Origin of the sequence: Hyphococcus sp., from assembly GCF_965267305.1 — a bacterium.
GTDB lineage: Bacteria > Pseudomonadota > Alphaproteobacteria > Caulobacterales > Parvularculaceae > Hyphococcus.
Genome location: NZ_OZ253945.1, coordinates 1,988,058 through 2,013,662 on the forward strand (window position 1 = coordinate 1,988,058; position 25,605 = coordinate 2,013,662).

19 protein-coding genes and 1 pseudogene are annotated in these 25,605 nt (G+C 59.9%); 6 read left to right on the forward strand and 14 right to left on the reverse strand.

The genetic code is table 11. The features are described from left to right. Positions 1 to 36: 36 nt before the first annotated feature. Together ACQY5P_RS09395 and ACQY5P_RS09400 are read right to left on the reverse strand one after the other, a co-directional pair. Positions 37 to 351 (reverse strand): hypothetical protein, encoded by a 315-nt coding sequence (locus ACQY5P_RS09395; RefSeq protein ID WP_428410487.1) that lies wholly within the window; start codon positions 349 to 351, stop codon positions 37 to 39. Between the two features lie 220 nt (positions 352 to 571). Beyond that, complete coding sequence (locus ACQY5P_RS09400; RefSeq protein WP_428410488.1) at positions 572 to 1,120, reverse strand: helix-turn-helix transcriptional regulator; 549 nt, start codon at positions 1,118 to 1,120, stop codon at positions 572 to 574. Between the two features lie 147 nt (positions 1,121 to 1,267). Here ACQY5P_RS09400 and ACQY5P_RS09405 point away from each other — a divergent pair, with 147 nt between their 5' ends. After that, the gene (locus tag ACQY5P_RS09405) at positions 1,268 to 3,079 is read left to right on the forward strand and encodes an ABC-F family ATP-binding cassette domain-containing protein (protein WP_428410489.1); all 1,812 of its coding nucleotides are present in this window, start codon (positions 1,268 to 1,270) and stop codon (positions 3,077 to 3,079) included. Positions 3,080 to 3,224: 145 nt separating this feature from the next. On the opposite strand, the gene ACQY5P_RS09410 is transcribed toward ACQY5P_RS09405, so the two are convergent. Both ACQY5P_RS09410 and ACQY5P_RS09415 read right to left on the reverse strand, forming a co-directional pair. Further along, positions 3,225 to 3,608 (reverse strand): VOC family protein, encoded by a 384-nt coding sequence (locus tag ACQY5P_RS09410; protein ID WP_428410490.1) that lies wholly within the window; start codon positions 3,606 to 3,608, stop codon positions 3,225 to 3,227. Then, positions 3,605 to 4,390, reverse strand: a complete 786-nt coding sequence (locus ACQY5P_RS09415) for an acyl-CoA thioesterase (protein ID WP_428410491.1) — start codon at positions 4,388 to 4,390, stop codon at positions 3,605 to 3,607. Before ACQY5P_RS09415 ends, ACQY5P_RS09410 begins: the two co-directional genes overlap by 4 nt. Positions 4,391 to 4,542: 152 nt before the next feature. Here ACQY5P_RS09415 and ACQY5P_RS09420 point away from each other — a divergent pair, with 152 nt between their 5' ends. The 3 genes from ACQY5P_RS09420 to ACQY5P_RS09430 all read left to right on the forward strand — a co-directional run bounded on the left by ACQY5P_RS09420 (position 4,543) and on the right by ACQY5P_RS09430 (position 8,760). After that, a complete protein-coding gene (locus ACQY5P_RS09420; protein WP_428410492.1) occupies positions 4,543 to 5,961 on the forward strand; it encodes a hypothetical protein in 1,419 nt (472 codons plus the stop codon). 268 nt (positions 5,962 to 6,229) lie between these two features. Further along, positions 6,230 to 8,146, forward strand: coding sequence for a ribonucleoside-diphosphate reductase subunit alpha (locus tag ACQY5P_RS09425; RefSeq protein ID WP_428410646.1), 1,917 nt, complete (start codon positions 6,230 to 6,232; stop codon positions 8,144 to 8,146). Next, complete coding sequence (locus ACQY5P_RS09430) at positions 8,143 to 8,760, forward strand: hypothetical protein (RefSeq protein ID WP_428410493.1); 618 nt, start codon at positions 8,143 to 8,145, stop codon at positions 8,758 to 8,760. Before ACQY5P_RS09425 ends, ACQY5P_RS09430 begins: the two co-directional genes overlap by 4 nt. Before the next feature lie 287 nt (positions 8,761 to 9,047). Here the strand turns inward: ACQY5P_RS09430 and ACQY5P_RS09435 are convergent. Then, positions 9,048 to 9,317, reverse strand: a pseudogene (locus ACQY5P_RS09435) (GIY-YIG nuclease family protein); the annotation flags it as partial. Between the two features lie 597 nt (positions 9,318 to 9,914). Then, positions 9,915 to 10,352, reverse strand: a complete 438-nt coding sequence (locus ACQY5P_RS09440) for an FKBP-type peptidyl-prolyl cis-trans isomerase (RefSeq protein WP_428410494.1) — start codon at positions 10,350 to 10,352, stop codon at positions 9,915 to 9,917. A 388-nt stretch (positions 10,353 to 10,740) separates the two neighbouring features. Between ACQY5P_RS09440 and ACQY5P_RS09445 the strand changes: the two genes are divergently transcribed. Further along, positions 10,741 to 11,097, forward strand: coding sequence for a DUF423 domain-containing protein (locus ACQY5P_RS09445; protein WP_428410495.1), 357 nt, complete (start codon positions 10,741 to 10,743; stop codon positions 11,095 to 11,097). 347 nt (positions 11,098 to 11,444) lie between these two features. On the opposite strand, the gene ACQY5P_RS09450 is transcribed toward ACQY5P_RS09445, so the two are convergent. Both ACQY5P_RS09450 and ACQY5P_RS09455 read right to left on the reverse strand, forming a co-directional pair. After that, positions 11,445 to 11,843, reverse strand: a complete 399-nt coding sequence (locus ACQY5P_RS09450; protein WP_428410496.1) for a hypothetical protein — start codon at positions 11,841 to 11,843, stop codon at positions 11,445 to 11,447. Between the two features lie 191 nt (positions 11,844 to 12,034). After that, a complete protein-coding gene (locus tag ACQY5P_RS09455) occupies positions 12,035 to 14,644 on the reverse strand; it encodes a TonB-dependent receptor (RefSeq protein ID WP_428410497.1) in 2,610 nt (869 codons plus the stop codon). 1,304 nt (positions 14,645 to 15,948) lie between these two features. Here ACQY5P_RS09455 and ACQY5P_RS09460 point away from each other — a divergent pair. Then, positions 15,949 to 18,579, forward strand: coding sequence for a helix-turn-helix transcriptional regulator (locus tag ACQY5P_RS09460; protein WP_428410498.1), 2,631 nt, complete (start codon positions 15,949 to 15,951; stop codon positions 18,577 to 18,579). Positions 18,580 to 18,581: 2 nt separating this feature from the next. On the opposite strand, the gene ACQY5P_RS09465 is transcribed toward ACQY5P_RS09460, so the two are convergent. The 6 genes from ACQY5P_RS09465 to ACQY5P_RS09490 all read right to left on the reverse strand — a co-directional run bounded on the left by ACQY5P_RS09465 (position 18,582) and on the right by ACQY5P_RS09490 (position 25,605). Continuing rightward, on the reverse strand, positions 18,582 to 19,241 hold the full coding sequence (locus tag ACQY5P_RS09465) for a hypothetical protein (protein WP_428410499.1): 660 nt from the start codon (positions 19,239 to 19,241) through the stop codon (positions 18,582 to 18,584). A gap of 27 nt (positions 19,242 to 19,268) precedes the next feature. Beyond that, positions 19,269 to 20,333 carry a hypothetical protein gene (locus tag ACQY5P_RS09470; RefSeq protein WP_428410500.1) on the reverse strand — a complete coding sequence of 355 codons (1,065 nt, stop codon included), beginning with the start codon at positions 20,331 to 20,333 and terminating at the stop codon, positions 19,269 to 19,271. A 257-nt stretch (positions 20,334 to 20,590) separates the two neighbouring features. Continuing rightward, positions 20,591 to 21,733 carry an alpha/beta hydrolase fold domain-containing protein gene (locus ACQY5P_RS09475; RefSeq protein ID WP_428410501.1) on the reverse strand — a complete coding sequence of 381 codons (1,143 nt, stop codon included), beginning with the start codon at positions 21,731 to 21,733 and terminating at the stop codon, positions 20,591 to 20,593. Positions 21,734 to 21,803: 70 nt separating this feature from the next. Beyond that, the gene (gene mdlC / locus ACQY5P_RS09480) at positions 21,804 to 23,363 is read right to left on the reverse strand and encodes a benzoylformate decarboxylase (RefSeq protein WP_428410502.1); all 1,560 of its coding nucleotides are present in this window, start codon (positions 23,361 to 23,363) and stop codon (positions 21,804 to 21,806) included. 92 nt (positions 23,364 to 23,455) lie between these two features. Beyond that, positions 23,456 to 23,935, reverse strand: coding sequence for a DUF3237 domain-containing protein (locus ACQY5P_RS09485; protein WP_428410503.1), 480 nt, complete (start codon positions 23,933 to 23,935; stop codon positions 23,456 to 23,458). Continuing rightward, positions 23,932 to 25,605, reverse strand: coding sequence for a CocE/NonD family hydrolase (locus tag ACQY5P_RS09490; RefSeq protein ID WP_428410504.1), 1,674 nt, complete (start codon positions 25,603 to 25,605; stop codon positions 23,932 to 23,934). Before ACQY5P_RS09490 ends, ACQY5P_RS09485 begins: the two co-directional genes overlap by 4 nt.

The window sequence follows — 25,605 nt, forward strand, 5'->3', positions numbered from 1 at the left end:
GCATCGCGCCGATGGCCGCGGCGTAAAGGCTGACGGTTATCCAAGCCCCAGTATCGATCGAACAGCCCCCAGCGGTTCAAACTTCGGAAGGCCGCCCCCCGCCGCCTGGAAAAGGTCGGCGCCGGCTTCCATGGCTTTCGCATTCATGGCGTCATGCGCCTTCGTGGTGACTTCCGCGAGATTGACCAGCGCGGTCTGGATGTTTGCAAAAGCTTCAGCCCCTTCTGATGCATGAAGCTTGCCATCAAGGCCTTTGGCGGCGACGGCGCCGGCGGCGAGCGTCGCGGCCAGGCCCGCAATTTGCTTCTCAAATCGCAACAACACTAACTGCTCTTTTCGGAGATCGGTCATTCTTATCCTCGTGATTTGAAAATGTGGTACGCATTACAGAACACAACCATAGCGCGAATATGATTGAATTGCACACCAAAATACAACCTATGCGGGAATATTGTTTTGAGCGTCGATGAGGACAATTACGCCGCCCGGATTGGCCGGATGATGTGGCGGGTCGCGAAAAGGCGGGCCGAAGAGGTGAGCCTTTATGGCGTAAGGCCCACGCCCGCTGGGCTCAGCGGCGCTGAAGGGAGCGGCGCTGAAAATATAGCTCCGCCGCCAGTTCCGCCCCGCGATCCAGGGCCGAAGGCGCCGGAACACCCCCTGACTCTTTCAGAATTTCTTCGAGAACTGGCCGCAGAGCTTGCGCGAGACGAGCCGGACCCTGACGGGTCGTAAGCGGGCTTAAAGCCGCATAAGTATGCACTGCGGCCTCGGCGCCGACGGCGAGCATGCCGGCGTCCAGGGGCGCGCTTTCTTCCGCCCGCAGATGGTTGATGACGACGGCGAGCGCGAGCCGCAGCCTTTCGGGATCGAGCAGCGGCTCGTCAGCCCTTGCATTGAGTTTTACAACTTCCGCTCCGCCCCGCGCCTTCCCGCCATAAAGCATGTCGAGGGTGACGGCCCCGCCGGTCGCCTCCACAATCCGGCGCGCCGTCAGGGGCCGAGGCGCCTGCCCTCCGGAGACGATCCGGTAGAGCGTCTGGCGCGACACGCCGACCCGGGCCGCGAAATCCTGAAAGCCTTCCTCCACCTCGCGAAGATATTGCTTCAGCGGATGCATGGTTTTTCCTTCTCCCCGCGCGTTGCACGGAAGGAAAATCTGTCACGAGACTCGCAACATTCGGTAAAGAATTGCTGCGCTGGCGAAGACCTTCTATGACCCCGCGGAACCGGCGACGCGGCGCCGGAACGGGATTTTGCGAAAGCCATGAGCGCGCTGCTTTTGTCATTGACGGACATCCGCCTGCAGATCGGCGGCGAGGCCCTGTTCGAGAACGCCTCGCTGCAGGTGGGGACGCGCGCGCGCATCGCGCTGGTGGGGCGCAATGGCTCTGGCAAGTCGACCTTGATGAAAATCGCCGCCGGGCTAATCGAAGCGGATTCGGGCGAGCGCTTCATCCATCCAGGCGCCACCGTGCGCTATCTTGCGCAGGAGCCGGATGCGAGCGACTTTGCAACGATTGGCGATTACGCGACAGCCGGCCTCGACGAAACCGGCAAGACCCATGAAGCAGAAAACCTGCTCCATGAACTGGGGCTCGATCCCGGCGCCAATCCAACAAAACTTTCGGGCGGCGAGTTGCGCCGCGCAGCGATTGTACAAGTACTGGCCGCCGCCCCCGACATTCTGTTTCTCGATGAGCCGACAAACCATCTCGACCTGCCGGCCATCGCCTGGCTGGAGGAGCGGTTGCGCGGCCTTCCCTCCGCCCTGGTGCTGATCAGCCACGACCGGCGCTTCCTTGAAACCGTCACCAACGACACCGTGTGGATCGACCGCGGCGAGACGCGGCGCACGGGCGTCGGTTTCAAGGACTTCGAAGCCTGGCGCGACAAGTTCCTCGAAGAAGAGGAAGCCGCGCTCCACAAGCTCGGCCGCAAGATCGTCGCGGAAGAACACTGGATGCGATATGGCGTCACCGCGCGCCGCAAACGCAATATGCGCCGCGTGGGCGAGCTTCAGGACATGCGCAAGACGCTCCGCGAAGCGAAGCGCGTTCAGGGCGGGCCCACTTTCACGCTTCAGGCGGGCGGCGCCTCAGGCAAGCGCGCCATCGTCGCCGAGCATGTCTCGAAATCCTTTGGCGGCCGGAAGATCGTCGACGATTTTTCCGTGGAGATCGCGCGCGGCGACCGGATCGGTCTTGTGGGGCCCAATGGCGCGGGCAAGACGACGCTGGTCAACCTCCTCACTGGCGCACTTCAACCGGATGAGGGCAAGATCACGCTCGGGACCAATCTCGAAACCGTCTCCCTCGATCAGCGGCGCGCGCGCCTTGAACCCAATATGCGCGTGGCGGACGCCATCAATGACGGGACCGGCGACTGGGTGACGGTCAATGGCGAGAAACGCCATGTGGCGACGTACCTCAAAGACTTCCTGTTCGGCCCCGAACAATGGCGCCAGCCGGTGGAGGCGTTGTCCGGCGGCGAGCGCGGGCGCCTCGCCCTCGCGGCGGCGCTGGCGAGGCCGTCGAACCTTCTCGTGCTCGACGAGCCCACCAACGATCTCGATCTTGAGACGCTGGAGATGCTCGAAGAGCAATTATCCGCCTACGAAGGAACTCTGCTTCTCATTTCCCACGACCGGGCATTTCTCGATAATCTCGTCACCAGCGTGATCGCCACCGACCCCGAAAAACCGGGACGCTGGATCCGCTATGCGGGCGGCTATGACGATATGGTGGCGCAGCGAGGGTCGGCGCCCGGACTTGAAGGAAAGACCGCAAAGCAGAAACCGAAATCATCGGCGCCGGCGGAAAAACCGAAACCGGCTGCGAAAACCAAACTCTCCTACAAGGAGCAGTTCGCGCTCGACAAACTGCCGGGCGAAATCGACAAGCTGCAAGCGGAGATCGCCGCGCTGAAGGCCAAGCTCGACGATCCTAATCTGTTCGCGCGCGATGCAGCGTTGTTCGACAAAACCGCCAAAGCCCTTTCCGCCGCAGAAGAAACACTCGCCGTAAAAGAAGAAGAGTGGCTGATGCTGGAAATGAAGCGGGAAGCGCTGGAGGCGTAATGCAACGTGTGCTTTGGGCCGCTCATCCCGGCGAAGGCCGGGATCTCGGGCAGCAAGCGCACTTCCTGATTGCATGAGATCCCGGCCTTCGCCGGGATGAGCGGGCTACTTATTCGTTCAGCCTGTAACTGGCTGTAATGCAATCTCAGCTCGGCTCAATCAAATCCCACTTGTTGCAGTAAAGATCGCGAAAAACGACGACTCGTCCGTAAGGCTCGTCCCGAGGCGCCTCGAGGAACTCAACGCCCGCCTTCTTGAAGCGTTCGTAATCCCGGCGGAAATCATCCGTATGGAGAAAGAGGGACACGCGGCCGCCGGTCTGGTTGCCGACGGCCGCGCGCTGCGTTTCATCCGCCGCTTTCGCCAGCAGAAGGTCGGCGCCGCCCTCCCCCGGCGACACAACCACCCAGCGCTTTTCCGAAGACAGCTTTGCGTCTTCCTTCATCGAGAAACCCAGCTTACTGCAATAATAGGCGATCGCCTCGTCGTAATCGCGCACGACAATCGTAACCAAGGCAAGCCGCGTCACGAGAAAATCGCCACGGACTGACGCCCTGCAATCACAAGCTCGCCATCGCGGTTCCAGACGAGCATGTCCTGACTGGAATAGCCGGCGCCTGCATGTTCGGCGCGCGATTCGAGCAGCCACCAGCCGTCGCGGGTTTTCGGCTTATCGCAGAGCACGTTGACCATCCAGGTCATGGAGCTGATCGGCGCGAATTCCGTGAACATGGGCATCAGCGCCGGCGGCGGCATGTCGGCGAGCGCCATGAGCGCGACAATGCCGTCCGCCGCTTCATCGGTGTGGCGCACCCAGATGAAATGATCGTGTTCCTTCGACCCGCTGACCGGGCGCCCGCCTTTTGCGAGACGGCTGTCGAAATGACGGGTGAAATGAATGGCGCCGTCTGGCGGGCCGAACGGGCCGCAGTCTTCCGGCGGCGGCATCACGGGCGCTGGCGTGAAAGTTCTGTTCCATTGCGACGGGCGCGCCTCCCCGAACGCGAATTCGCAGCGCGTGGCGATTCCCTTTTCACCGCTCACCTCCGCCTCGACAAAAGTCACCGACTTGCCCTGGCGCAGCATTTTCGCGCGGCCTTCGACGGCGCCGCCGGCCGGGCCGATGAACGAGACCATGGCTGAGCGCAAAGGCGGCGCCTCGGGAAAAGCGCGGCGCGCCGTTTCAAGACAGATCGCGGCGGAGAGCCCGCCATAGGTGGTGCGCCCCTGCATCCAGTCCGGCGGGATGGTGAGGGAAAGGACGTCGCCGTCAAACGCGGCGCCGGACATCATCTCGGAAAAGCTGCTCATGAGGTTTCTATGGGGGGACCCCTGCGGCCGGTGCAAGACCCCGATGCAGCGCCCGAGACCGGCAGGGATTAACCCTCCCCGGCTTTTCCGGTAAGATGACGCCCGTGGGATGAAAGCCCTGATTTTTCAGGGCCGGAAGGGGGTTCAAGGATATGAGCGTGAAGGGAAAGCCGCCGGCGGTTTTCGCCGCCCTCGGGAAGGGCGCGGGCTCCGTTTTTTCGCGCCTGCCCTTTGCCGCGCGGTTTTCCGCCAAAAACCCTGCCCCCGCACCGGTCAGCCGCTTCGCGCCTTTGGACCCGACCGTGGCGCTGTTTCCGGGCGAGGCCGCGGACGGGCAAGCGACCGACGATCTCAGCTTTTCTCTCGATTATCGCCTTTCAGGCGCCGCCGCGAATGTGGAAGGGCGCGAGGCCATGCTCCAGAGCAACGCCATCGCCCTTAAAAATGTGAGCGACGATCGCGCTGGCGGCGAGAAGAGCCTCACCATCTGGGGCGTACGCTTCCTGATCGCCCTCGGCTGGCTGGGGCTTGGCTTCTGGCTCAGCCAGTCGGCGCTCTACGCGCGCGCCAACGGCCTTGAAACCGCGTTCGGCGGAACCACGCCCGAAGACGCCGTTGCTCTCTCCGAGCCGTTTCTGCTGGCCGGCGGCGTCGGGGCGGCCGCCGCGATCCTGATGATCGCCTTTGTCTTTTTAAGGGGCGACGCCACCAATGACCGGCTGCGCCGGCGGAGCGAAGCCTTCGGCGACGAGCTCGCGCGCGAGGCGCGCAAGCTGAACGCGGCGCTGAAATCCTATCGCGACAAGGTGGTGGCCTCCGCCTCGGGCGCGGCTGGCGTCGCCGCCGCGAGCCAGGCGCATCTGACGGCGCTCGAGGCCGCCTATTTCTTCCGCAACATTTCCTTTCTCACCACCGTCAACGCCGACAGCGCCGATGACGCCTATCAGCGGTTTCTGCACCGCTACTGCCCTTCCGCTTCAGGCTATTCCTTCGCCGACATCGTCGTCGCCATTATCCTCGGGACGATTGTCGGGCTCGGCCTCGGCCGGAAACTCTTCAAACCGGCGGCGGAGGGGGCGGAGCCGCTCGTTCTCGCCATCATGGACTACCCCTGGGCGGTGCAGGCCCTCGTCTATGGCGGCCTCGTCTATCTTCTGACCGGGATCACCATGGAGTTCTTTTCCGGCGTGATCGGCCGGCGGGAGATGAGCAAGGCGAGAAAGGACGCGCTCGATTCCATGCGCAGCGCCTACACCGCGCAGGAAGCGCCGCTCGAATCGGAAGTGGTGCGCCAGGTCGAGGACGTCGTGGCGATCCTCGCCGCCCGGCTTGGCGGCGCCGGGACAGGCGCGGGGAAAACGAATCATTCGGGAACCGATTTTTCCGCAGACGCCGCCGAACCCGAATGGCGGCGCCGGGATTCGTCCGTGAAATTCGTCGATGCGGGCTTTTCCCCGGCGCCGGAAAGCTGGCGGACCGACGCTTTTTCAAAAAAATTCGAGGCGCAAAATTTGCGCGGCTCGGGAGCGAAACGAGGCGGCGAAGCCTTTAAAAACAAGCCTCGCGATTAACCCTTTAGGCGCACAAGTTGCGCCATGTTAAGACCTCTTTAACCAAAAACTTTTGCCCACGCTCTAACTTCATATTGACGTTGGGACGAGGCTCTATCACTATATCTTGTGTCGACGCGGGGCGTTGGCGATTCACAACAGAAACGGAAAGCCGCGCCGGATGCGGTCCCTTTCGGGCAATCCGGGCAGAGGGTTTTTGCGCGCCTTTTCGAAGGCGAAAGTAATAGAGACGGGGCAAGGAATGTCGCTTTCAGAAGCCGCCAAGGAGATGGATAACACGAGCCCGGCAGTCGCGCCGCGCGAGGACGCGGACGTCAAGCCGGAAGCCAAAAAACCGGCCCTCAAGGTGGTCCGGGATATTATCGTCGACCGCTCCCGCGACGCGCTCCTCACCGATTTCGGCAAGACCACCATGGAGGACCGCTATCTCCTCCCCGGCGAGTCGTTTCAGGACATGTTCGCCCGCGTCGCGCGCACTTATGGCGACGACGCCGACCACGCCCAGCGGGTCTATGACTATATCTCCAAGCTCTGGTTCATGCCGGCGACGCCGGTCCTTTCCAATGGCGGCGCCAATCGCGGCCTGCCGATCTCTTGCTTCCTCAACGGCGTCGGCGATTCGCTCGACGACATCGTCGCGACCTGGAACGAGAATGTGGCGCTGGCCTCCAATGGCGGCGGCATCGGCACCTATTGGGGCAATGTCCGCTCCATCGGCGAGAAGGTGAAGCACGCCGGCGCGACGTCGGGGATCATCCCCTTCATCCGCGTCATGGATTCGCTGACCTTGGCGATTTCGCAAGGGTCCCTGCGCCGCGGCTCGGCCGCCTGCTATCTCGACGTCCACCACCCGGAGATCGAGGAGTTCCTCGAGATCAGGAAACCCTCGGGCGACTTCAACCGCAAGTCCCTGAACCTCCATCACGGCGTCAACGTCACCGACGAGTTCATGATCGCGGTGCGCGACGATCTCGAATTCGGCCTCAAATCGCCGAAGACCGGCGAAGTGCTGCGCACGGTCAACGCCCGCAAGCTGTGGCAGAAGATTCTCGACGTGCGCCTTGCGACGGGCGAGCCCTATCTCCTCTTCTCCGACACGGTGAATCGCCAGATGGCGAAGCACCAGCGCGATCTCGGCCTCAAGGTCTCGACGTCGAACCTGTGCTCGGAAATCATGCTGCACACCGGCAAGGACCATCTTGGGAACGAGCGCACGGCCGTGTGCTGCCTCTCCTCGATCAACGCCGAGAAATACTGGGAATGGAAAGACGAGCCGCGCTTCATCGAAGACGTCATGCGCTTCCTCGACAACGTCCTGCAAGACTTCATCGACCGCGCGCCCGAAGCGATGGCGAAGGCGAAATACTCGGCGATGCGCGAGCGCTCCGTTGGGCTCGGCCTCATGGGCTTCCACTCCTTCCTTCAGTCCATGAACATCCCGTTCGAGAGCGCCATGGCGAAGTCGTGGAACACGCGGCTTTTCAAACATATCCGCATGGGCGCGGATGCGGCGTCCGTTGCGCTCGCCGAAGAGCGCGGCGCCTGCCCCGACGCGGAAGAGCGCGGCGTGAAACAGCGCTTCAGCCACAAAATGGCGATCGCCCCGACGGCGTCGATCTCCATCATCTGCGGCGGCTGCTCGCCTTGCATCGAGCCGATCCCGGCCAACGTCTTCACCCACAAGACGCTGTCCGGTTCGTTCACGGTGAAGAACGTCGCCTTGAAAAAACTCCTCGAGGAAAAAGGCGAGGACAATGACGAGACCTGGACCTCGATCCTCGAGCATGAGGGATCGGTGCAGCATCTTGAGTGCCTGACGCAGGAAGAAAAGGACGTCTTCAAGACGGCGTTCGAACTCGACCAGCGCTGGGTGATCGAGCTCGCCGCCGACCGCACGCCCTATATCTGCCAGGGCCAGTCGGTGAACGTGTTCCTCCCCGGCGACATCGACAAATGGGACCTTCACATGCTGCACTGGACGGCGTGGGAGAAGGGCTGCAAGTCGCTTTACTATTGCCGCTCGAAATCGATCCAGCGCGCCGGCTTCGCCAATGGCAAGCGCGTCACCTCGGCCGAAGCCGCACGAGAGATGGCGACGGAACCCGGCGCGGAAAATATCGGCATGGCCGAGATGATGCAGGCCGCCGCGAAGACGGATTACGATGAGTGTCTGGCTTGTCAGTGAGCAGACCGCTTACCTCGGATGAAGAAGATCATTTCTTTAGCACGCTGACAACGTGGCTAAGCCCAAGTGATTTTAAAAACCAATATACCCAAGCGCAAAACGTGCTTGGGTATGAGTATATGATGTTAATGCATCGAGCTTTTATAAGAGATGCTCACATCGCTTGTGAGGTTGCTGAACATTTTTCAGCATCCAAGGTGCGACTTTTGGCTAATGATCCGCCTGACTTCGAAATCGAAGTTGACCGGAATATTCACAGGTTTGAAGTCACCGAGGCGCTGAACCCCAAACGGCAACGCGATAAGGAAATGAGAAAGCGCCTTTCCTTAGATTTTGTGGAAATGTCAGAATCCATACCAAATTCAAAAATAGTCGAAGAAAACCGGGGTGCCATCGAAGCAGTTGTGGACGTTACAACTAAAAAATTTGAGAAATACAAAAAGCGCAACCTGAAACCAAATTTCGATCTGTTAGTTTATAAAAATGTCGGGTGGTCCGGAGAAGAAGAGGAAAAGCAATTCTTTTCAGAAATCAAAACCCGCTTGGAAGAGCCCATCCAGTTTTTTCCGACGATTTGGATTTATAATTGCACAGGGCGAATTAGAGCCATCTAAACGTAGGGCGGGTTTTACCCCGCCGCTTTTTTCTTTCCATGGCGGGCGAAGGCCCACCCTCCTCAAAAACCTCTCCTCTCCGGTCATCCCGTGCGCGGCGCGGCATGCAATGACGCGGCGCAGACACGGGATCGGTGTCGGCGTCCGCACTTCATAGGCAACCGGTCCCGGATCTGCACTGCACCACTTCGTGCTGCAACGCGTCCGGGATGACGGAGTGTGTGGCGGCCGGTCCCGTGTTAGCAGCGCATCACTTAGTGCTGCGCAGCACACGGGATGACGGCACATTATTGATTGAGCGTTTCGTAGAGGTCGCGCCAATCGGGGTTCATCTCGTCGACCAACTGGTTCTTCCATGCGCGGCGCCATTTCTTCACGCGCTTTTCATGGGCGATGGCGTCTTCGATGCGGTCGAAGAATTCGTAATAGAGAAGTTTCTTCAGGCCATAGCGGCGGCAAAAAGATGAGCCGATGCCCTGCCGGTGCTGGAAGGCGCGTTCGTTGAGGTTCGCCGTCACGCCAGCGTAAAGCGGGCCGTCGCGTTTCTCTCCGATGAAATAGACATAGCCGGTTGCGCTTCATTGCGGCCGGTCCCGTGTTAGCAGCGCACCACTTCGTGCTGCGCAGCACACGGGATGACGGTGACACACGCGATGTGGGGGTGATGGGGGCCGGCCGAGTATAAGGCCAAACCGCAGGGGGTGGATAATTTTTCACCACCTTTTTTCCTGCCGTATAATCCTTGGCAGTCCGGACAATTGAGAGGCGGTGTGGCCTGCCGTTCCCACTGGTCCGGATCGCGGCGCGCAGGGCGCGAGGGTTGCGAAACGGAAACTCCTCGCGCGTTGGCCGGTCGCAGAGCTCGGGCTTTCTGGCGGCTTCAACTCTGGCGCGTAAAAACAGTCAGGGGTCGTCATTACGGCCGGGCCCGCCGATGCTGAAAAACGCTGCAAATGCGGGGCGTGATGCGCCCGATTGCTAATTAAGTGCGATGGACGTTTCACGCCCCGCGCCTCTCTATTCGTTACGCTCGGCGCCGAACGGCGCGCGGCGGCGGAAGCCTGTGAACGGATGCGCGTGAAAGTGAAAACGGCGCCCGTTTTCGCGGACGCCGTTTTACAAGCCGGATGAGCCGGATGATTGGAAAGCGCGTCTTACGCGGCTTGCTTGATCTCGACCAAGGTGAGGCCGAAATGTAGGTCCTGGCCGGCGAGCGGGTGATTGCCGTCGGCGACGACCGCTTCCTCGCCCACTTCGGTGATAGTGAGGTTCACCGTGGAGCCGTCCTGCATTTTCGCCGAAAGCTGGAGGCCCGGCTGCGGCGGCTGGTCGGCGGGGAGTTGCGCGCGCGGGATCTGCACCACCATTTCCTCGCGGCGCGGGCCGAAGGCTTTGTCGGAAGGAACCGTGACGGACTTTTCCTCGCCCTCTTCCATGCCGTCGAGCGCGGCTTCGATCTCCGGGAAGATTTCCGACTGGCCGATGGTCAGCGTCTGGGGGCCCTGCTGCTCCGTGCCGCCGACGACGCGCCCGTCGCCGGTGCGCACGACATATTCAATGGCGACGATGTCGCCTTTCTTGGCTGTGCTCATGATTTTGCCTTCCTTGCTTGTCATTTGTCGCGCCCGATCGCAAAGCGATCAAATGATGAAGATCGCAAAGCGATCAATTTATAAAGACCGCAAAAGCGATCAGATGCCGGATGCGCTGCCTTTTGCGGCGCGTCTTCCTTGCTGGCGCGTGGCGCGGAACTGCGCCGTCTCGCTCAACGCCCCTCAGCGGACGCGAGAAGATGATTCATGCAATAAGACCTCGCAAATGGGGGCCGCCGGGTCAAGGCGCAAGGCGCGCACTCAGTGCATTATGGCGATGAAGGCCGGGCGATCATAAGGCCGGATGGAGATCGGCGGATAATTTTCACCGCTTTTCCGGCGAGTCTAATATACCCGTCAGGACAAGCGAGAAAGGAAACCCGCGCTCATGAACCCACTTGGCCTCGCCGCCGGCATATGCGGATTTCTCGCCGTGGCGCTCGGCGCCTTCGGCGCGCACGGGCTTGAAGGAAAACTTTCCCCTGAGGCGGGCGAGTGGTGGGCGACGGCGACGCTTTACGGCCTCGCGCATGGCGTTGCGGCGCTCGCGGTTTCGTTATCGGACCGGGATTTGCTTCGCCGCGCCGGCTGGGCCTTCGTCATCGGCGCTGCTGTGTTTTCCGGCTCGCTTTACGCCATGGCGTTCGGCGCCCCGCGCTGGTTCGGGATGATCACGCCGCTCGGCGGCGTCTCGTTCCTCGCCGGATGGGCGCTGACTATGATGGCGGGCTTGCGCAGGCGTTAGAGCATGGCCCCCAAATCCGCTTGGGAGCATGCTCTAGGTTTTTAAGGTATCGCGCATTTTGTCCGAAAACCGGTTCCCAGTTTTCGGAATGCGCTTTAGGACCGCGTGCGGATGAAAAGGCTCGTCGCGCCGAGGACTGACGTCGCGGCGATAAAACCGATCAAAAGGACTTCCAGAATACCCATCGCTCTCTCTCCCCAGACAAATCGATGTCTTGCCATTGGGGTTAATCTTTGCGGTGGAAATGGGGCTGACCTGCGGCCTTACAAGGGTATTGGCCGCTCACGAACGATCACGAGAGCGCGCTTTGCGGCGAAAAGATGGCGGCGGCGAGCTTCGGCGCGGGATTACTTGGTGCCGGGCTCCATGGCCTTCAGGATGACCCGGCCGAAATCGGCGAACATGGCGAACATCCCGAAAGCGTAGCCGCGGTGAATCGCGCCCGTGCCCTGCCAGCCCTCATAGAGGAGATAGCCGACTGCGGCCATGATCGCGATCCGCGCGATGAAAGTCATGGTGAAATTGACCGTCTTCGCGGCGAGGCGCCTTTTGCGCTCCTCGGGGGTTTCGATGGCGGCGCCGCGCGGACGGATGCGCGATAGATCCGGCTGGATCTCGCCCCGGAACCGCGGCGCAGACTCAGCCGGCGCGGCCGCCTCGGCCGCCATGGCGGCGCGCCCGCCGGCAAGGCTCGCCAGCCGGTCGGCGCTGATCCTCGGGGGCTCCTGTTTTTTCGCAAAGGCCATAGGTCTCTCCCCCTATTTCTCTTTCCTTGGCGCCGCCCTCCAGAATGGGGCCGATCGGTTGAAAGGCGGTCAAGGAAGCCGGCGCAATTTTAGAAAATTCCAGCCAGGAAAAGTCCGAAAGAAAAAGGGCGGCCCGAAAGCCGCCCTCTTCGAAGTCCCCTCTTTTATTAGCCCCTCTTGGCGCGCCCGGTTTAGAAGGATTTGCGCACCGTCACGCCGAATGTGCGCGGCGGCGACAGATAGCCCGAGAAGCTGCCCGGCTGGATGACCGTCGGGAAGGCGCTCAGGTAATAGCGGTCGTCGGTGAGGTTGCGGGCCCAAGCCATGACAGTGAAGCCGTTTTCCCAATCGACGCCGGCGGAAAGGTTGAGCACGTTGACTTCGCGGCTCGCAACCGCCGCGGAGACGTTGTCGACGACTTGCGTGTCGCTCTCGAACAGATACTCGGCGCGGATGAAGCCTTCATTACCGTTGCCCATATCATGGGTGTAGGTCGCAGAGGTGGAAACGCTCCATTCGGAAATACCGGCCGGCGTGAAGCCCGACGCATCGAAGAAGTCGGCGCCTGCGTCACACTCGGGAACCGAAATGCCTTCGAAGGAGACGCAAGGCGCGCCCGGGAAGGAGTCGTATTCCGGATCGAGATAGGTGACGCCGGCGGTGAGCGCGAGCGCATCCCACGGCGCGTAGGCCGCTTCGACCTCGAAGCCGCGGACCGACTGTTCGTCGGCGTTTGCGAGCACGAAGCCGTCGCCGACAAAGAGGTTCGACTGGAAGCCTTCAATGGTCTGGTCGAACAGGGCGACGTTGAAATAGCCGCGGTCGAAACGGGTCTTGATGCCGAACTCGAAGAGTTCAACGTCTTCAGGGCCCGCTTCGCGGCCAAAGCCGGTCACCGGATTGGGCGGCATCGAATCGGACGACAGGTTCACCGCGCCGGCCTTCCAGCCCGTCGAATAGGAGAAATAGGCGTTGACGCTGTCGGTCACATCATAGGCGATGCGCGCCGTATAAGTGATTTGGTCATCGCTGAGCCTGCCGTCATCAAGCGGATCGGCGGGATTAGGCACATTGACCGGAACAGGAAGGAACTGCAGCGCGCCGAGCGCGAGCGCCGAGTTGCAGAGAAGCGCCGGGTTGCCCGGATCGCAAGGCGTCGCGCCGATCGCGCCGGCGACGGTTCCGATTGTCGAAACGTCGCCCGGACCGAACGGCATGCCGGTGGCCGGGTTGATGACGATTCCCGGCGCCAGCGCCCCGAGCGGCAGCGGCGACCCGGCGAGCGCGGCGATGTTCGCCGGCGTCGGCGGCAGCATGGTGATGTTCGCAAACGCGCCGCCGAAACCGACCTGGACGAGGTCTACATTGTAGAACGGCTCGTTGTTGACGTCGTTCAGCGTGTAGTCCTTCTTATCCTTGATCCAGGAAACGCCGCCCGAGAGTGTCAGACGGTCCGTGATATGGATGTCGGCCTGGCCGTACACGGAGTACGACTTGTTATCCATCGTATACTCGCCGAAATACCCGCCGCCCGGCTGGAAGAAGGTGCCGGCCGGCAGCATCAGCGCCGCTTCGAGACCGGAAATGCCGCCGCCGGCGAGCACGCCGTCGAAATAGGCTCGGGTGTCCGTGCCGCTGATGACATCACGCGAGAACGTAACGTCTTCATCGAAGTAAAAAGCGCCCACAAGCCAGTCGACCGTATTCTCACCCGTGGAAGAAAGACGGATCTCCTGGGTGAAGGTCTCGTATTTGCGCTCCTGCGGGTTGGTGATGATGTCCGCGGCGCTGAAGTCGGCGTCCGTCTCGGTATTATCCGACTGTTCGCGATAGGCCGTGATCGACGTGAATTGCGCGCCGCCAAGATCCCAGTCGCCCTGCAAGGAGAGGCCCTTGCCGGTCAGCTCGTTAGAGGGGGCCGTGTTGAAGGCGACTTCATATTCGTCATCGCCGGCGACATCGATGGTCTCGCCCAGACCGAAGGGCGCGGGGGCGCCAATCGCCTGAGTTGCCGGACCATTTTGGATTTGAATGGCGCCGCAGCACTCTTCATCGATTTTGTTGTAATCGCCAATGAGGCGGAACGAGAGAACGTCGCTCGGCTCCCAGAGAAGCTCGGCGCGGGTTGACCAGCGGCCGCGCTCATTGGTGTCGGAGTCCGTCACCACGTTGGTGTAGTAACCTTCGCGCTGGTTGATGCTGCCTGAAACGCGGAAAGCCAGCGTATCGGTCAACGGACCGGTCAGCGTGCCGGCGAACAGGATCTGATCGAAATTGCCATAGGAAGCTTCGACGCTGCCGCCGAGTTCGAACTGAGGCAGCTTGGTCGTGATGGAAATCGCGCCCGCGGAGGTGTTCTTGCCGAACAGGGTCGACTGCGGGCCGCGCAGGATCTCGACACGTTCAAGCACCGGCAAATCGAGAAGCGCCGCCGCCGAACGCGAGCGGTAGACGCCGTCGATAAAGACGCCGACCGCCGGTTCGATGCCCGGGTTGTTCGCGCCGTTGCCGAAGCCGCGGATGATGAAGTTCGTCTGCGACGAGTTCTGAAGCTGGGAAATGCGCAGAGACGGCACTGAAAACTGCAGATCCAGCAGATCTTGAACCTGCGCTTTTTCAATGACTTCCTCACCGACCACGGTGACCGCGATCGGCACTTCCTGAAGCGTTTGCGGACGTTTGGTGGCGGTGACGACGATTTCATCGGATTGCGCCGCCGCGCTTCCCGCGGCGATGGCGCCGAGAGCCGCGCCCGTCAGCAGGCGCGATGCGAAAACTTTCATGGTGGAATCGAGCTTCATTCTATAACCCCTGATTTTGCCCCTCCCTGTTGGGGCGTTATTCCCGGGTGATACTCTTCACCGGGTGTTGCATCTTTTTTCTCTCACACATGTCGCGCCGTCTAGCGATAGAGTGGCGCGCAACTGCGCTCGGCCAAGAAGCGTTACAAAATTACAACAAGTGCTAGCACCGGGAATAATGCTGCAACGCAACATAGTTATCCAAGGTCTAAGTTGCCGTTGAATTGGTCAATAAACAATTAACTGTAACGCTGGCTGACCCGTCTGACACATCGCGGCCGCATGAGTTCGGAAAGTTTATTCTAAGGAGGATAGCGATAAGGCGGCGGCGGAATCAAAGCGTTTGCGCATGAGGCGGCTAGGCCTGTTTGGAAACATGGCGAGTGCGACTGACGAAAGTTCGAACCGATCATCTCAAGGCCGCGACAGCGGCCCGGCCACCCCGGCGGAGGCGATTGCGAAGCAATGCGCCGCTAGGCAAGTGATGGTGGGCGCGACTGGGATGGAACTAGTGATCCCTACGGTGTGAACGTAGATGGAATTACAAATTTTCTATATTTTTCAATATTTTGCAGGGTTGCGATTTGATATGCGCTAGCTTTGCTAGCTCACTTTGGCAGATCAGCGCTATTGAAAATAGCGCCGGCAGGGCGCGCGGCGCCAGTTCGGTAAGAACGATTTCATTTTTAAGGCGTTGCCACGCCCCCCATCATGTCTCGCTATGTTCAGCGACCCATTAAAGAACCCCACCGCCTTCACCATCACGGGGCCATGTATCTTCTGCGAGGATCACGCTGTCTGCTTTAGGTCGCGCCAATAGCAGATGATGACGGCGCCGTCCTCGCCGCTTCCACCATAGATTGTTTCGCCCTCACTGAACGCCTTTCGTTGTGATTGATTTCTTTTCGGCAGCAAACCCAGGTTGCGAGCGCACGGAAATCGCTTTGCAAGATAAGATCGACCAGCGATGCAGTGTCTATCTTACACTCTTTAGTCTTGCGCCCATCAGCCTCGACGCCGATGACAGGATAAACGCCACAGCCAGGCGCTTTGAGCTGAAAGCTTTCACGTTCGTTGATTGCGCTTGAGCTTACATACAGTTCACCATTCCACCGTGATTATCACCAATACGGTCTGTTCTCGTCCAAGCGATTGCGATGACGGCGCGCACCCAGATTTGGCGCTGCTCTTCCTATTTTTCAGTCAGCCATAGCCACATCTTTAAAAATCTTGCCTCGTCAATTCACCTTGGTAAGGTCTGCGCCCAGTAACATTGCTCCGACCGAATAAGGCGCCTCATTATTATGCTGCTCGAGCGCGACAATGAGCTCACCACGCTGAATCATTGTCTTGACCAAGCAAAAACCGGGCGCGGCTCCGTCGTCCTCGTCTCCGGCGAGGCTGGCGTCGGAAAAACCTCTCTCTTGCGCGCTTTCGCCGATCAACACAGCGAAGCAAAAATCTGTTGGGGAATGTGCGATGCTTTGTACACACCCCAAACCCTGGGGCCTATTTACGATATTTCCATCGCTCTTTGTGAGAAAACCCGCGCTCTCGCGGAAAACGGCGCCAACTCCACAGCGCTTTTTCCCGCACTGCTGTCAGAACTCAGCGAACCAGTTCCGCGTGTTCTCGTCATCGAAGATATTCATTGGGCCGACTTCGCCACATTGGATTTCGTCAAATATATCGCCCGGCGCATACCTGTATTGAATACGGTTTTGATCGCCTCCTTTCGGGATGATGAGGTCGACCATACGCATCCTGTTCAAGCAGTCTTTGGCGACCTGCAGTCACGTCAGATCACGCGCATCAAAATCTCACCGCTTTCGCGGTCGGCAGTTGAAACACTCAACACATCCGCGGTCTATGACACCAACCATCTGATGAAAGTAACAGGTGGAAACCCTTTTTTTCTTTCGGAACTACTGGCGTTCCCATCCGAAGACATGCGCAGCGTCCCTATTTCCATCAAGGAAACTGTAAACGCTCGACTAAACCGCCTTACGGAAGCCGAACGCGAATTCGTGGAATTCGTGAGCATTATTCCAGGCGCAATCGACATGGAAATAATCGCACGCTGCATGCCGGATGCAGAAATGCTGGCCATGGCGTGCGTCGGCCGGAATATCTTGAAATTCGACGCAGACGGCGCCCTGCGTTTTCGCCATGAGCTTGCAAGATTGGCGACCCTTTCCCGTCTCTCCTCAGGAAAGTTACGCAGACTTCACGCGGCCTTACTGGCGCAACTTACAAAAGGGTCCGCGATAAGATTTGCTTCACAGATCGTACATCATGCTGAAGGCGCAGGCGACGCCAAGGCTGTCTTGAAATACGCCCCATCCGCCGCAGAGCAGGCGGCGACAGCCGGATCCCATCGCGAAGCGGCGGCGCATCTGGCGACGGCGCTGAAATTCGTTGATGATGCGGAGCCAGAACAAGCCGCCTTGTTGTATGAAAAATGGGCCTATGAAGCCGGTCTTTCCCTTCGTATTGATGAGGATGTCATTGAAGCGCGCCGCCATGCGATAACCCTTTGGCGTGCGTTGGGGCGTACGGAGAAAGTCGGCGATAATCTGCGCTGGCTTTCCCGGCTGTTATGGTATCAAGGCGAGGCTGTACAAGCGAACCGTTACGCAGACGAAGCTGTGCGCATACTCGAAAACGAGTCGCCATCGCGTGAAAAGGCGCTGGCCTTTAGCCTGCGCTCGCAGATTCACATGCTTAATGGACGAATGGACGATGCAATTTTATGGGGAAAAAAGGCGCTAAAAGCAGCCGGCAAGATCGACGGCCCTGACATCCAGGCTCACGCCCTCAACAATATCGGAACCGCCAAAATATTCCGCGGCGACCGGGGCGGACTCGGCGACCTTGAAAAGAGTCTTTCCTTAGCCAAGGCTCATGATCTCCATGAAGACGCCGCACGCGTTTATACAAATCTGGCAGAATATGCTGTTGAGTTCAGAGAGTTTGATCTTGCCGAACGCGTCTTAAGCGAAGGTATTGCTTTCGACACAAAGCACGATCTGGATTCATGGACATTTTATCTTGTCGGGCGACTCGCTCAATTGCGCCTTGAGGAAGGGCGATTTGATGAAGCGATCGCAATCGCCAAAAGCGTTCTTTCGCGCCAGGATCAAACCCTGTTGATGCGTCTGCCAGCGCAAATCGTTCTCGCGAAAGCCCAGCTTCGCATCGGGGACGACAATGCGCAAAGCTCGCTCGATGAAGCGCTGGAGCGCGCGCTTCAGACAGATGAAATACAGTATATAGCGCCCCTTCGAATCGCCTGCATCGAACAGGCCTGGCTTAACAACCGGCATGATATCGCCGCGACGCATATTCACGCCATGGCGCCGGACCTTGCCCAAACTGTCAGCGAATGGGTGTACGGAGAGTTCCTGTTTTGGAGCGCAAAATGCGGGCATAACGTTGCACTGCCGCAGGAAAAAAAATTACCGCCGCCATACGCAACTTACTTTGAAGGCGATGCGACAAAGGCCGCTCAGCTTTTCATGAGTCTGGGATCAAATTATCTCGCCGCCGCGCTATTGAGCGAAGAAAAGTCGGAAGAAAGTTTAAAATCCGGATACGCGCTATCACGGCAAATACAGGCGGCGCCGCTGATGGCGAAAATTCGGGCCGCCGCGCTTGCCGCCGGCTTTGACGCCAAACACTTCAAGACCCAACGCGGCCCTTATCACGCAGCCCGCTCTCACCCGCTGGGGCTCACGAAAAAAGAGCAAGAAATCCTCGCAATGATCGTGGACGGCGCCGATAATCAGGAAATAGCCGACCAGATGTCGCGCTCAAAGCGGACAATCGAACATCACGTTTCGTCCATTTTCTCGAAGCTCAATGCGTCAAACCGGATTGACGTCTTGTTGCGCGTTCAAAATGAACCGTGGATCTTGGGACGGCAAGCCTCTTGAAATTATCCGTTGGTCCGTCTTGGCGGAATATTCGCGGCGCCGCAAAGCCCTTCTGCGCGCAGCGCCGTGCAGTCGGAATGGTAATCCTCGGAAAAGTCCGTACTATACGCGCAGCTCGCTTGCGGATTCCATACCTCTGAGTTTGTCGAACTGACTCTAAGACTGACGGTGCTCCATACATCTTGCGCATGAGGCCGTTGCACGCAGCACGAGTTATATTCGACGGTGCGCTTGATGTCGCCATAAAGATTGACGTCTGGCTGGTCTGAGCGCGCCCAGTCATCGATTTTTCCCTGCGCGCGCGATCCGCTGAAAGCCGTGACGCATCCTCCGATGCGCTCCGCCATGGTCGCGCTCCAGCGATGCTCCCAGATCCAGCGGCCGCACGCCACGACAGCGTTTTTGGCGTCTTTCCGGCATTCATCGGCCTGCGATTTTCCTCTGCAAAACCCGCGGCCTTCAATCGCGGCAACCAATTCCCCGGGCGGCGGCGATCCATTGCCCCATTTTACATGATCGCCCTTTTTGTTCACCCATGCGACAGAGTATGACTCAATCCATCCCGAACAGCCGCGATGTATCTCCGCACTGGCCTGCGAGGTCACAAGACTGACGGCGACGGCTATGGAGAACGCTTTGGAAAAGATGCTATGCGATGTCATAAATCCCTGCCTATCGGAATGAACTAGTCATGGGTTGAGCGCAACGCGTTCGCCCGCCGGCTTCTGATTGCGGTGAATGCGGGAGAAGAAACCAAGGCCGCCAAGAAACAACAGCGCCGACGCGGGTAGCGGAACTTCCGAAACTGACGGATCGATGTAACTCGTCGCCGAATTCTGTGACTGGAAAAAACTCAGTCGCAGGGACGATCCGGGCGCCATAATCACCCCGAAGAAAAATTGCCTGATAGTCTCAAACGAGGCGTCTGTCGGCGCCCCGGTCCCTGTGGCAGAGACGCTGGCCTGGCAATTGACGCCATCAAGCAGCACATTGTTGTCGCTGTCGCCCACAACGCAATTGTTCGCGACGGAAACGCCAGGATCAGAATCGTCAATAGTCGGAGAGTTGCCGGATGATCCAAGGTAGTCGAGCGCCACATACCCGCTTGTGATGAAAGAAAGGCTGAACACGGCTTCAGCGATAGACTGAGACCCCAAATCGTCCGCCGATGCGGCAAGGCTCATGTCAAAGCCGGTAGCGATCTCGAAAGCATAAGCCGTCGCATCGCTCGTATTCGTCAACACCAGGTCTCTGCCAATTTCAAAATCGCTCGACGCGCTTGCTGAGATCGCAATATCCGTGAAGTCAAGCGCCGCCGTACCCGCTAGCGTTCGATCCAGAAATACTGTTCTGCTACTGTCATCGAGCGTTAAGTTCTGTTCGACATAGTAAAAGCCGCGCGCCTCATCGCCATCCGGCTGTGTGGTCTCATTAAATTCTGTGGCGATGAATGGCGTCGGCGGATCGTTGAAGGGGTTGCCAACCTGAACGTAAGAGCCGTCGCTGTTGGTGGCGGCCGCATCCTCAACCGTACTGAGCGCTGAACCGGAGAGCGCTGTGGTCACGCCAACGGAAACGGCGATGTCGTCGCGAATGACGCCATCATTAATCAGAAAATAAGCATCCATGGAAGCCGAGGCGCCGATGTTCAGCGGAGCTGCTGTGGCCCTGTCGATCACGCCTGAAACGCCTAGCGATACGACGATCGCGCAAAGCGCGGCGAAAAGTTCAAGAAAACGCAACTTGTGGGACATTGGGCCCCTCCCCATACAAAACCAGACAGGCGGCAAGGCTAGGCGCATGCGGGTGGCTGGACATGGGAGGGGGCGCCTAATTTACGCGACAAGCTCCCCTATTTTTCAGGATGGCGCCTACCGAAGGCGCCAATATCCGCGGATAGGACAGGTGCAACGTGAACTCATACGCCACAACCAAGAGATTATAGATCATCCAGTCGCAGCTTGTTCGCGCCCGCTGCGGACCTTTGACGTTTCTAAATCCGTACGCATTTTTATTTTCCGAGATGCTCGTCAAAAAATTTTACCATTACGTTGTAAGCATCGCGCGATTCAGGCGGATCGGGATTATAAAAGAAGCCGTGAAACAGGCCTTCCCAGACATGCAGCTCCGTCTCGACGCCAAGTTTCACCAGACGCGAATGCGTATAAACGGCGGAGCTGAGTTCAAACCCGCGCGTCGCCGTAATGATCTGCGTCGGGGGGAACTTCGATAGCACCTCATCCGACGTTGTCGGCGCGACCAGCGGATCGCGGGCGTCGACTTCGGAGAGATAGAGCATCGGTGAATAGACCGGCCCGTCGGTCGCCGCCTTCTCCGGCGCGGGAAACGGAGCGCGGGCTTCACCGATCGCGGCGGTCGTATAATTGGCGTCGCCTCCGAACCCCATCACTGGCGGCGCAGACCCGGCGCAGTAAATACCGATCGCGCCGGGCGCCGGCAAATCGTGTTTCTGAAACCACGCGACCGCCATGCCGGTCAGCATGCCGCCCGCCGAGCATCCGTAAATGCCGATATTTTCCGGCGGATAGGTTTTGAGGAGCTCCCCGTAAACCGCCGCCACGTCCTCGCTCGCGGCGGGGAAACGGTGATCCGGCCCTTGTCTGTAATCGACGGAGACAACGCGGATTCCGCCAAGCGCTGCGATCGGAACGGATTCGAGCTCCGCACAGGCCGGCCAGCAGGTCAGGAAGGCGCCGCCATGCAGATTGATCAGGACACGTCTTTTATTTTCGGCCGACACACCTTCTTCGGGCGCATAGTCAAAGACGTGAATGCCGGCGATCTCCGTATCCGTCTTCACAACCGGATAGAGCTCGCTCTGCCGGTCCATGTAACCGCGCAGATAGGCCGGAACGCCGTCGACGAGTTTCACCGATTCCGCTTGCCGGTTCGCGTAGAGATGATCCGCGAGATGAGTTTGCCCTTCTGGGCTGAGAAACTCCGACACCGGCACTGTCATCGCGGGAACATGCACGGTTCCGTCCGGCTCGACGACAACCGCCGGCGTTTCCCCCGGATCGGCGGGCGCGCCCCCTTCCTGCTGGCAGGATGCGGCTAGCGCCAGACCGCCGGCGCAAAGCACGACATGCAGCACAGGGCGCACCCACCGCCGTATCGTCGAAAAACTGCGCATGATTCGTCCCTTCTTGGCGCCGGCCAGCGGCGCTGTTGCGTTCCGTTCTGCAGGACCGCGTCCGCCGGCATTAAGGGAGGATCTGCAGCTCCAGCAGGAACGGACCCCGTTGAGCGAACATCTTTTCAAGCTGCGTGCGAGCCGCCTCAATCGTGCCGGCCGAGGCCGCGGCAAGACCGAACCCTTGCGACAGCGCCTTGAAATCGACGCCGGGCAAATCGGCGCCGACGGCCGGGCTCTGCATCATCGCGGAAATATGCTTCAGCGCTTCGTAGCTTTGATTGTTCAAAATGATGACGCCGACATCGAGATTGCGCTGCGCCGCCGTCCACAACGCCTGGATCGTGTAAAGAGACGAACCGTCGCCGACGAGCGCGATGACTTTGCGCGAAGGGTCCGCAAGCGCGCCCCCGACCGCCGCCGAAAGCGCAAATCCCAGACCGCCCGACGCGGTTGCGAAGAAGGACGACGGCTCCTCCAGGCGCAGGCGTTGCTGAATGACCGGACGGGCGCTCGGCGCCTCCTCAAAGACTCTCGCATCGCGGGGGCGAAGCTGTTCGATCAGGTCTATCGCGGCGTCTACGGTCAGCGGCGCGTCTTCGTCGGTCTGCAATGGCGGGGTTTCGCGCAGGGGTTCTTTGCTCGACGGGCGCGCCTGCGTCATGTCGCCAAGCGCGAGCAGCGCCTCGCGCACATTGCCGAGGACCGCCTCGCCGCCCGGCGTGTAGGACGCCGTATTCGCATCCTCCGTAAACTGAATGATGTTCCAGTTCACGCGGCCCGGCGCCGGCGCATCAAAATGATACTGAAAGGCTGCAGCGCCAAAAATCAGCACAAGATCGTGCCCGGACAACAGCTCGGCGACCTTGTCTTCCCGGGCCGGAAGAAAACCCGCGAACTGATTGTGCGTTTCGGGAAAGCAAATGCGGCTCGCCATGGGGCTTGTCCAAACCGGGCATGCGAGTTTCTCCGCCAGGGCGACAAGCGGTTCAAGGCCGCCCGCGCGATCCACCTCCGGGCCCGCGACGATGACGGGGTTCCGCGCCGTTGCGATCGACGCCGCCGCCCGCGCCACCGCGTCCGCCGCCGGCGCAGGCGCGCCCGAGGTGAACAGCGCCGCCACGGGATCGGCGCGCTCGTCCCAGTCGTCGACCGGAACCGACAGAAAAACCGGCCCGGATGGCGCAGACGTTGCGATCGCGAAAGCGCGCGCAAAGGCTCGCGGAACGTCTGCGGCGCGGGCGGGTTCGCACGCCCACTTTACATAAGGCCGCACATGCAATGTCGGATCGGCCGCGCCAAGAAACGGTTCATACGGCAAAATCGCCCGCGCCTGCTGGCCGGCGACAATAATCAGCGGCGTGTTGTTCTTGTACGCCGTCACCAGCGACCCGAGAGCGTGACCGAGACCGGCCGCAGAATGGAGGTTCACAATGGCCGGCTTGTTCGCAACCTGCGCATAACCGTCGGCCATGGAAAGGGCGGCTGATTCCTGAAGCCCGAGGACATAGTCGAAGTCGTCGGGCCAGTTTTTGAAATACGGGAGTTCCGTCGAGCCGGGATTACCGAAGACCGTCGTCAGCCCTCTCTCGCGCATGAAAGCGTGAACGCATTCGCGGACCGTCGTCATGACTTTTTGAGACTCCTCTTATGGAACCGCCCGACCGGCGGGTCGCCGCATAGCGGCAATACCGCTTTTCCCGCGCCGTATGCAAACCGGCGTCAAACCACCTTATAGTACCGGAAGTGCGTCCGGTCGGGTTCGGACAAGCGCTCGCCGCCGCCCACAATGCAGGTTCGCATGAGCCAGTCATGGGGCCCTTCCGGCGTGCGGAAATAAGGCGTGATGCGGAAATAAGAAGGCTGAGGCTGCTCCTGCGGCCCGGTTCCGGCCTCCGGCCGCTTGGCCGGTACAAGATATCCCTTGTTCATGATATAAATCGGCGTCCCGTCATCCGCTTTCAAAAGATAATGCGCATTGAGTTCGATGACGCCGTCGGGTCTTACCGTGGCGTAATCGGCGCCGGAATTCGGCATGACAGAGCCCTTCAGGAGCGGACCGGAAATTGTGCCGCCAATCGGCGGCGTATAGCCCTGGGCCGCGCCGCCGGGCGACGGCGGAAAGATCATCCTGTCTGCGCCAAAATAAACAGTGATGTCGAAGGCATGTTCCAGCTTGACGTCTGCGGCGCCGGCGCTCATCGGTTCAGCCTTTCGGGAATAATGGGCGCGAGAAGATGTGAGTCATAGTCGCCGCCGGCATGGATCACATGCTTGCCACTATTTCTCAAATTCTCATGCCGCGCAAAGGGAAGGTTCGGCAGGCTGTCCTTGTAGATGTCGCTGCCCTGAACGACGACGCGCAAGGTCTCGCCAGGCATGAAGACAGTGGAGGACGGCCAGATCTCGATTTCGACGGGCGTCGGCTCGCCGGGAACAAGCGGTTCTTCGCGATCATGTTTATGCACGGGCTGCTCGGGCGTCGAAAGCTTCTCATCGAGCGCCCTGTGGCTTGCGCGCAGCCAGCCGAGCGCCGCAGGCCCCGTGTCGTAGAACGCGTAGAACATGTAGCCGACATGCTGCTTGTCTGCGTCGAGCTTTTGCAGGGCGACGAAAATATCCATATCCTCCGCGCCCTCGGCCTCAACCCACAATTTAAGCTTGGCGTGGCCGGTGATCTCAGTCTTCTCATCGAAAACCATGTCGAACACCGCCCTGCCCCCCGTCGCATCATAGGCGAATGAAGACGCGCCGGGCCGGTCCGTCCGCAGCCCCTGCTCGGCAGCGTCGAGCCAAAGCTTGCGGTAGGATGTGCGGGCAAGCGGCCATTCATCTTCGACGCGCTCTTCATATTCATAGGCGCTGTTGCGGATCTCGAGGCGCACCTTGGGCCAGGCGGGGACAAGCGTGCTTTTCTCTTTCAGGAAATGATCGAAGAACGCCTGGCGTTTCTGCCGGTTTTCCGGCGCATAATAATGCGCCCATTTCTTGCGGCCATGGACCTCGAGCCATTTCTCCGAAGAGCCGATCCGTTTGTAGGCTTCGAGGGTGCCGCGCGAATGCAGTCCGTGGTCAGACCAGCTCGCCACCACAAAAGCGGGCGCGACGATGTTTTCTAGCTCAATGTCTTTCGACTGCCAGAATTCATCCATCAATGGATGCGCCTGGGCGTTCGCCCAAGTGTCTTCCGTTCGTCCCGTCGAGTACTGGATATTATCCGACGCACGCGGAAGAAACCCGGTTTCGGGAATGCCGCCATGATAGGCGAACTCGCGATACCAGTCCGAAAAAGCCTCCCAGGGATTGATCGCGGCGAGCGCTTTCGGCTGCAGAGCCGCAACGTAATATTGGATCGCGGCAAGATAGGAGACGCCGGTCATGCCGACTTTTCCGTTCGACCATGGCTGACTCGCCAGCCACTCGACCGTCTCGGCGCAATCCCGGCTTTCCTGATCTCCATTGTGATGAAAAACGCCTTCGCTCAGCCAGGCGCCGCGGGGATCTACGGAAGCGACAGCATAACCGCGCGAACACCAGAAGACAGGGTCCGGCGCCTCGAACGGCGTCAGCGGCGAGAGCCATTCCGGGTTGACGCCCGATGCAGGCCAGAAAACCTGATTGGAGCGTCCGTGCTTGCCGTAAGGCCCCCATGCGAGAAGCACCGGCAAATCCGTTGCAACGCGGCTCGGCCGGTGAATATCAGCATAGATATGAACGCCGTCGCTCAGCCGGATGACCGCATTACGCTCGGTAAGAAGCCCGTGTTCCTCAAAGCAACGGTAGTCGGCGGGCGGCAGCGGCGGTTTGTGCGGCGCCGTCGACGGATCGACGCCAGGCCGCGTCACCCATTTCGGAGAGGCTTGCTTGGACAT

Excerpts from the sequence above, each read along its gene's own strand:
- ACQY5P_RS09395 (WP_428410487.1), bottom strand. The coding sequence starts at position 351 with ATGACCGATCTCCGAAAAGAGCAGTTAGTGTTGTTGCGATTTGAGAAG.
- ACQY5P_RS09400 (WP_428410488.1), bottom strand. The coding sequence starts at position 1,120 with ATGCATCCGCTGAAGCAATATCTTCGCGAGGTGGAGGAAGGCTTTCAG.
- ACQY5P_RS09405 (WP_428410489.1), top strand. The coding sequence starts at position 1,268 with ATGAGCGCGCTGCTTTTGTCATTGACGGACATCCGCCTGCAGATCGGC.
- ACQY5P_RS09415 (WP_428410491.1), bottom strand. The coding sequence starts at position 4,390 with ATGAGCAGCTTTTCCGAGATGATGTCCGGCGCCGCGTTTGACGGCGAC.
- ACQY5P_RS09420 (WP_428410492.1), top strand. The coding sequence starts at position 4,543 with ATGAGCGTGAAGGGAAAGCCGCCGGCGGTTTTCGCCGCCCTCGGGAAG.
- ACQY5P_RS09425 (WP_428410646.1), top strand. The coding sequence starts at position 6,230 with ATGGATAACACGAGCCCGGCAGTCGCGCCGCGCGAGGACGCGGACGTC.
- ACQY5P_RS09440 (WP_428410494.1), bottom strand. The coding sequence starts at position 10,352 with ATGAGCACAGCCAAGAAAGGCGACATCGTCGCCATTGAATATGTCGTG.
- ACQY5P_RS09445 (WP_428410495.1), top strand. The coding sequence starts at position 10,741 with ATGAACCCACTTGGCCTCGCCGCCGGCATATGCGGATTTCTCGCCGTG.
- ACQY5P_RS09450 (WP_428410496.1), bottom strand. The coding sequence starts at position 11,843 with ATGGCCTTTGCGAAAAAACAGGAGCCCCCGAGGATCAGCGCCGACCGG.
- ACQY5P_RS09455 (WP_428410497.1), bottom strand. The coding sequence starts at position 14,644 with ATGAAGCTCGATTCCACCATGAAAGTTTTCGCATCGCGCCTGCTGACG.
- ACQY5P_RS09460 (WP_428410498.1), top strand. The coding sequence starts at position 15,949 with ATGCTGCTCGAGCGCGACAATGAGCTCACCACGCTGAATCATTGTCTT.
- ACQY5P_RS09465 (WP_428410499.1), bottom strand. The coding sequence starts at position 19,241 with ATGACATCGCATAGCATCTTTTCCAAAGCGTTCTCCATAGCCGTCGCC.
- ACQY5P_RS09470 (WP_428410500.1), bottom strand. The coding sequence starts at position 20,333 with ATGTCCCACAAGTTGCGTTTTCTTGAACTTTTCGCCGCGCTTTGCGCG.
- ACQY5P_RS09475 (WP_428410501.1), bottom strand. The coding sequence starts at position 21,733 with ATGCGCAGTTTTTCGACGATACGGCGGTGGGTGCGCCCTGTGCTGCAT.
- mdlC (WP_428410502.1), bottom strand. The coding sequence starts at position 23,363 with ATGACGACGGTCCGCGAATGCGTTCACGCTTTCATGCGCGAGAGAGGG.
- ACQY5P_RS09485 (WP_428410503.1), bottom strand. The coding sequence starts at position 23,935 with ATGAGCGCCGGCGCCGCAGACGTCAAGCTGGAACATGCCTTCGACATC.
- ACQY5P_RS09490 (WP_428410504.1), bottom strand. The coding sequence starts at position 25,605 with ATGTCCAAGCAAGCCTCTCCGAAATGGGTGACGCGGCCTGGCGTCGAT.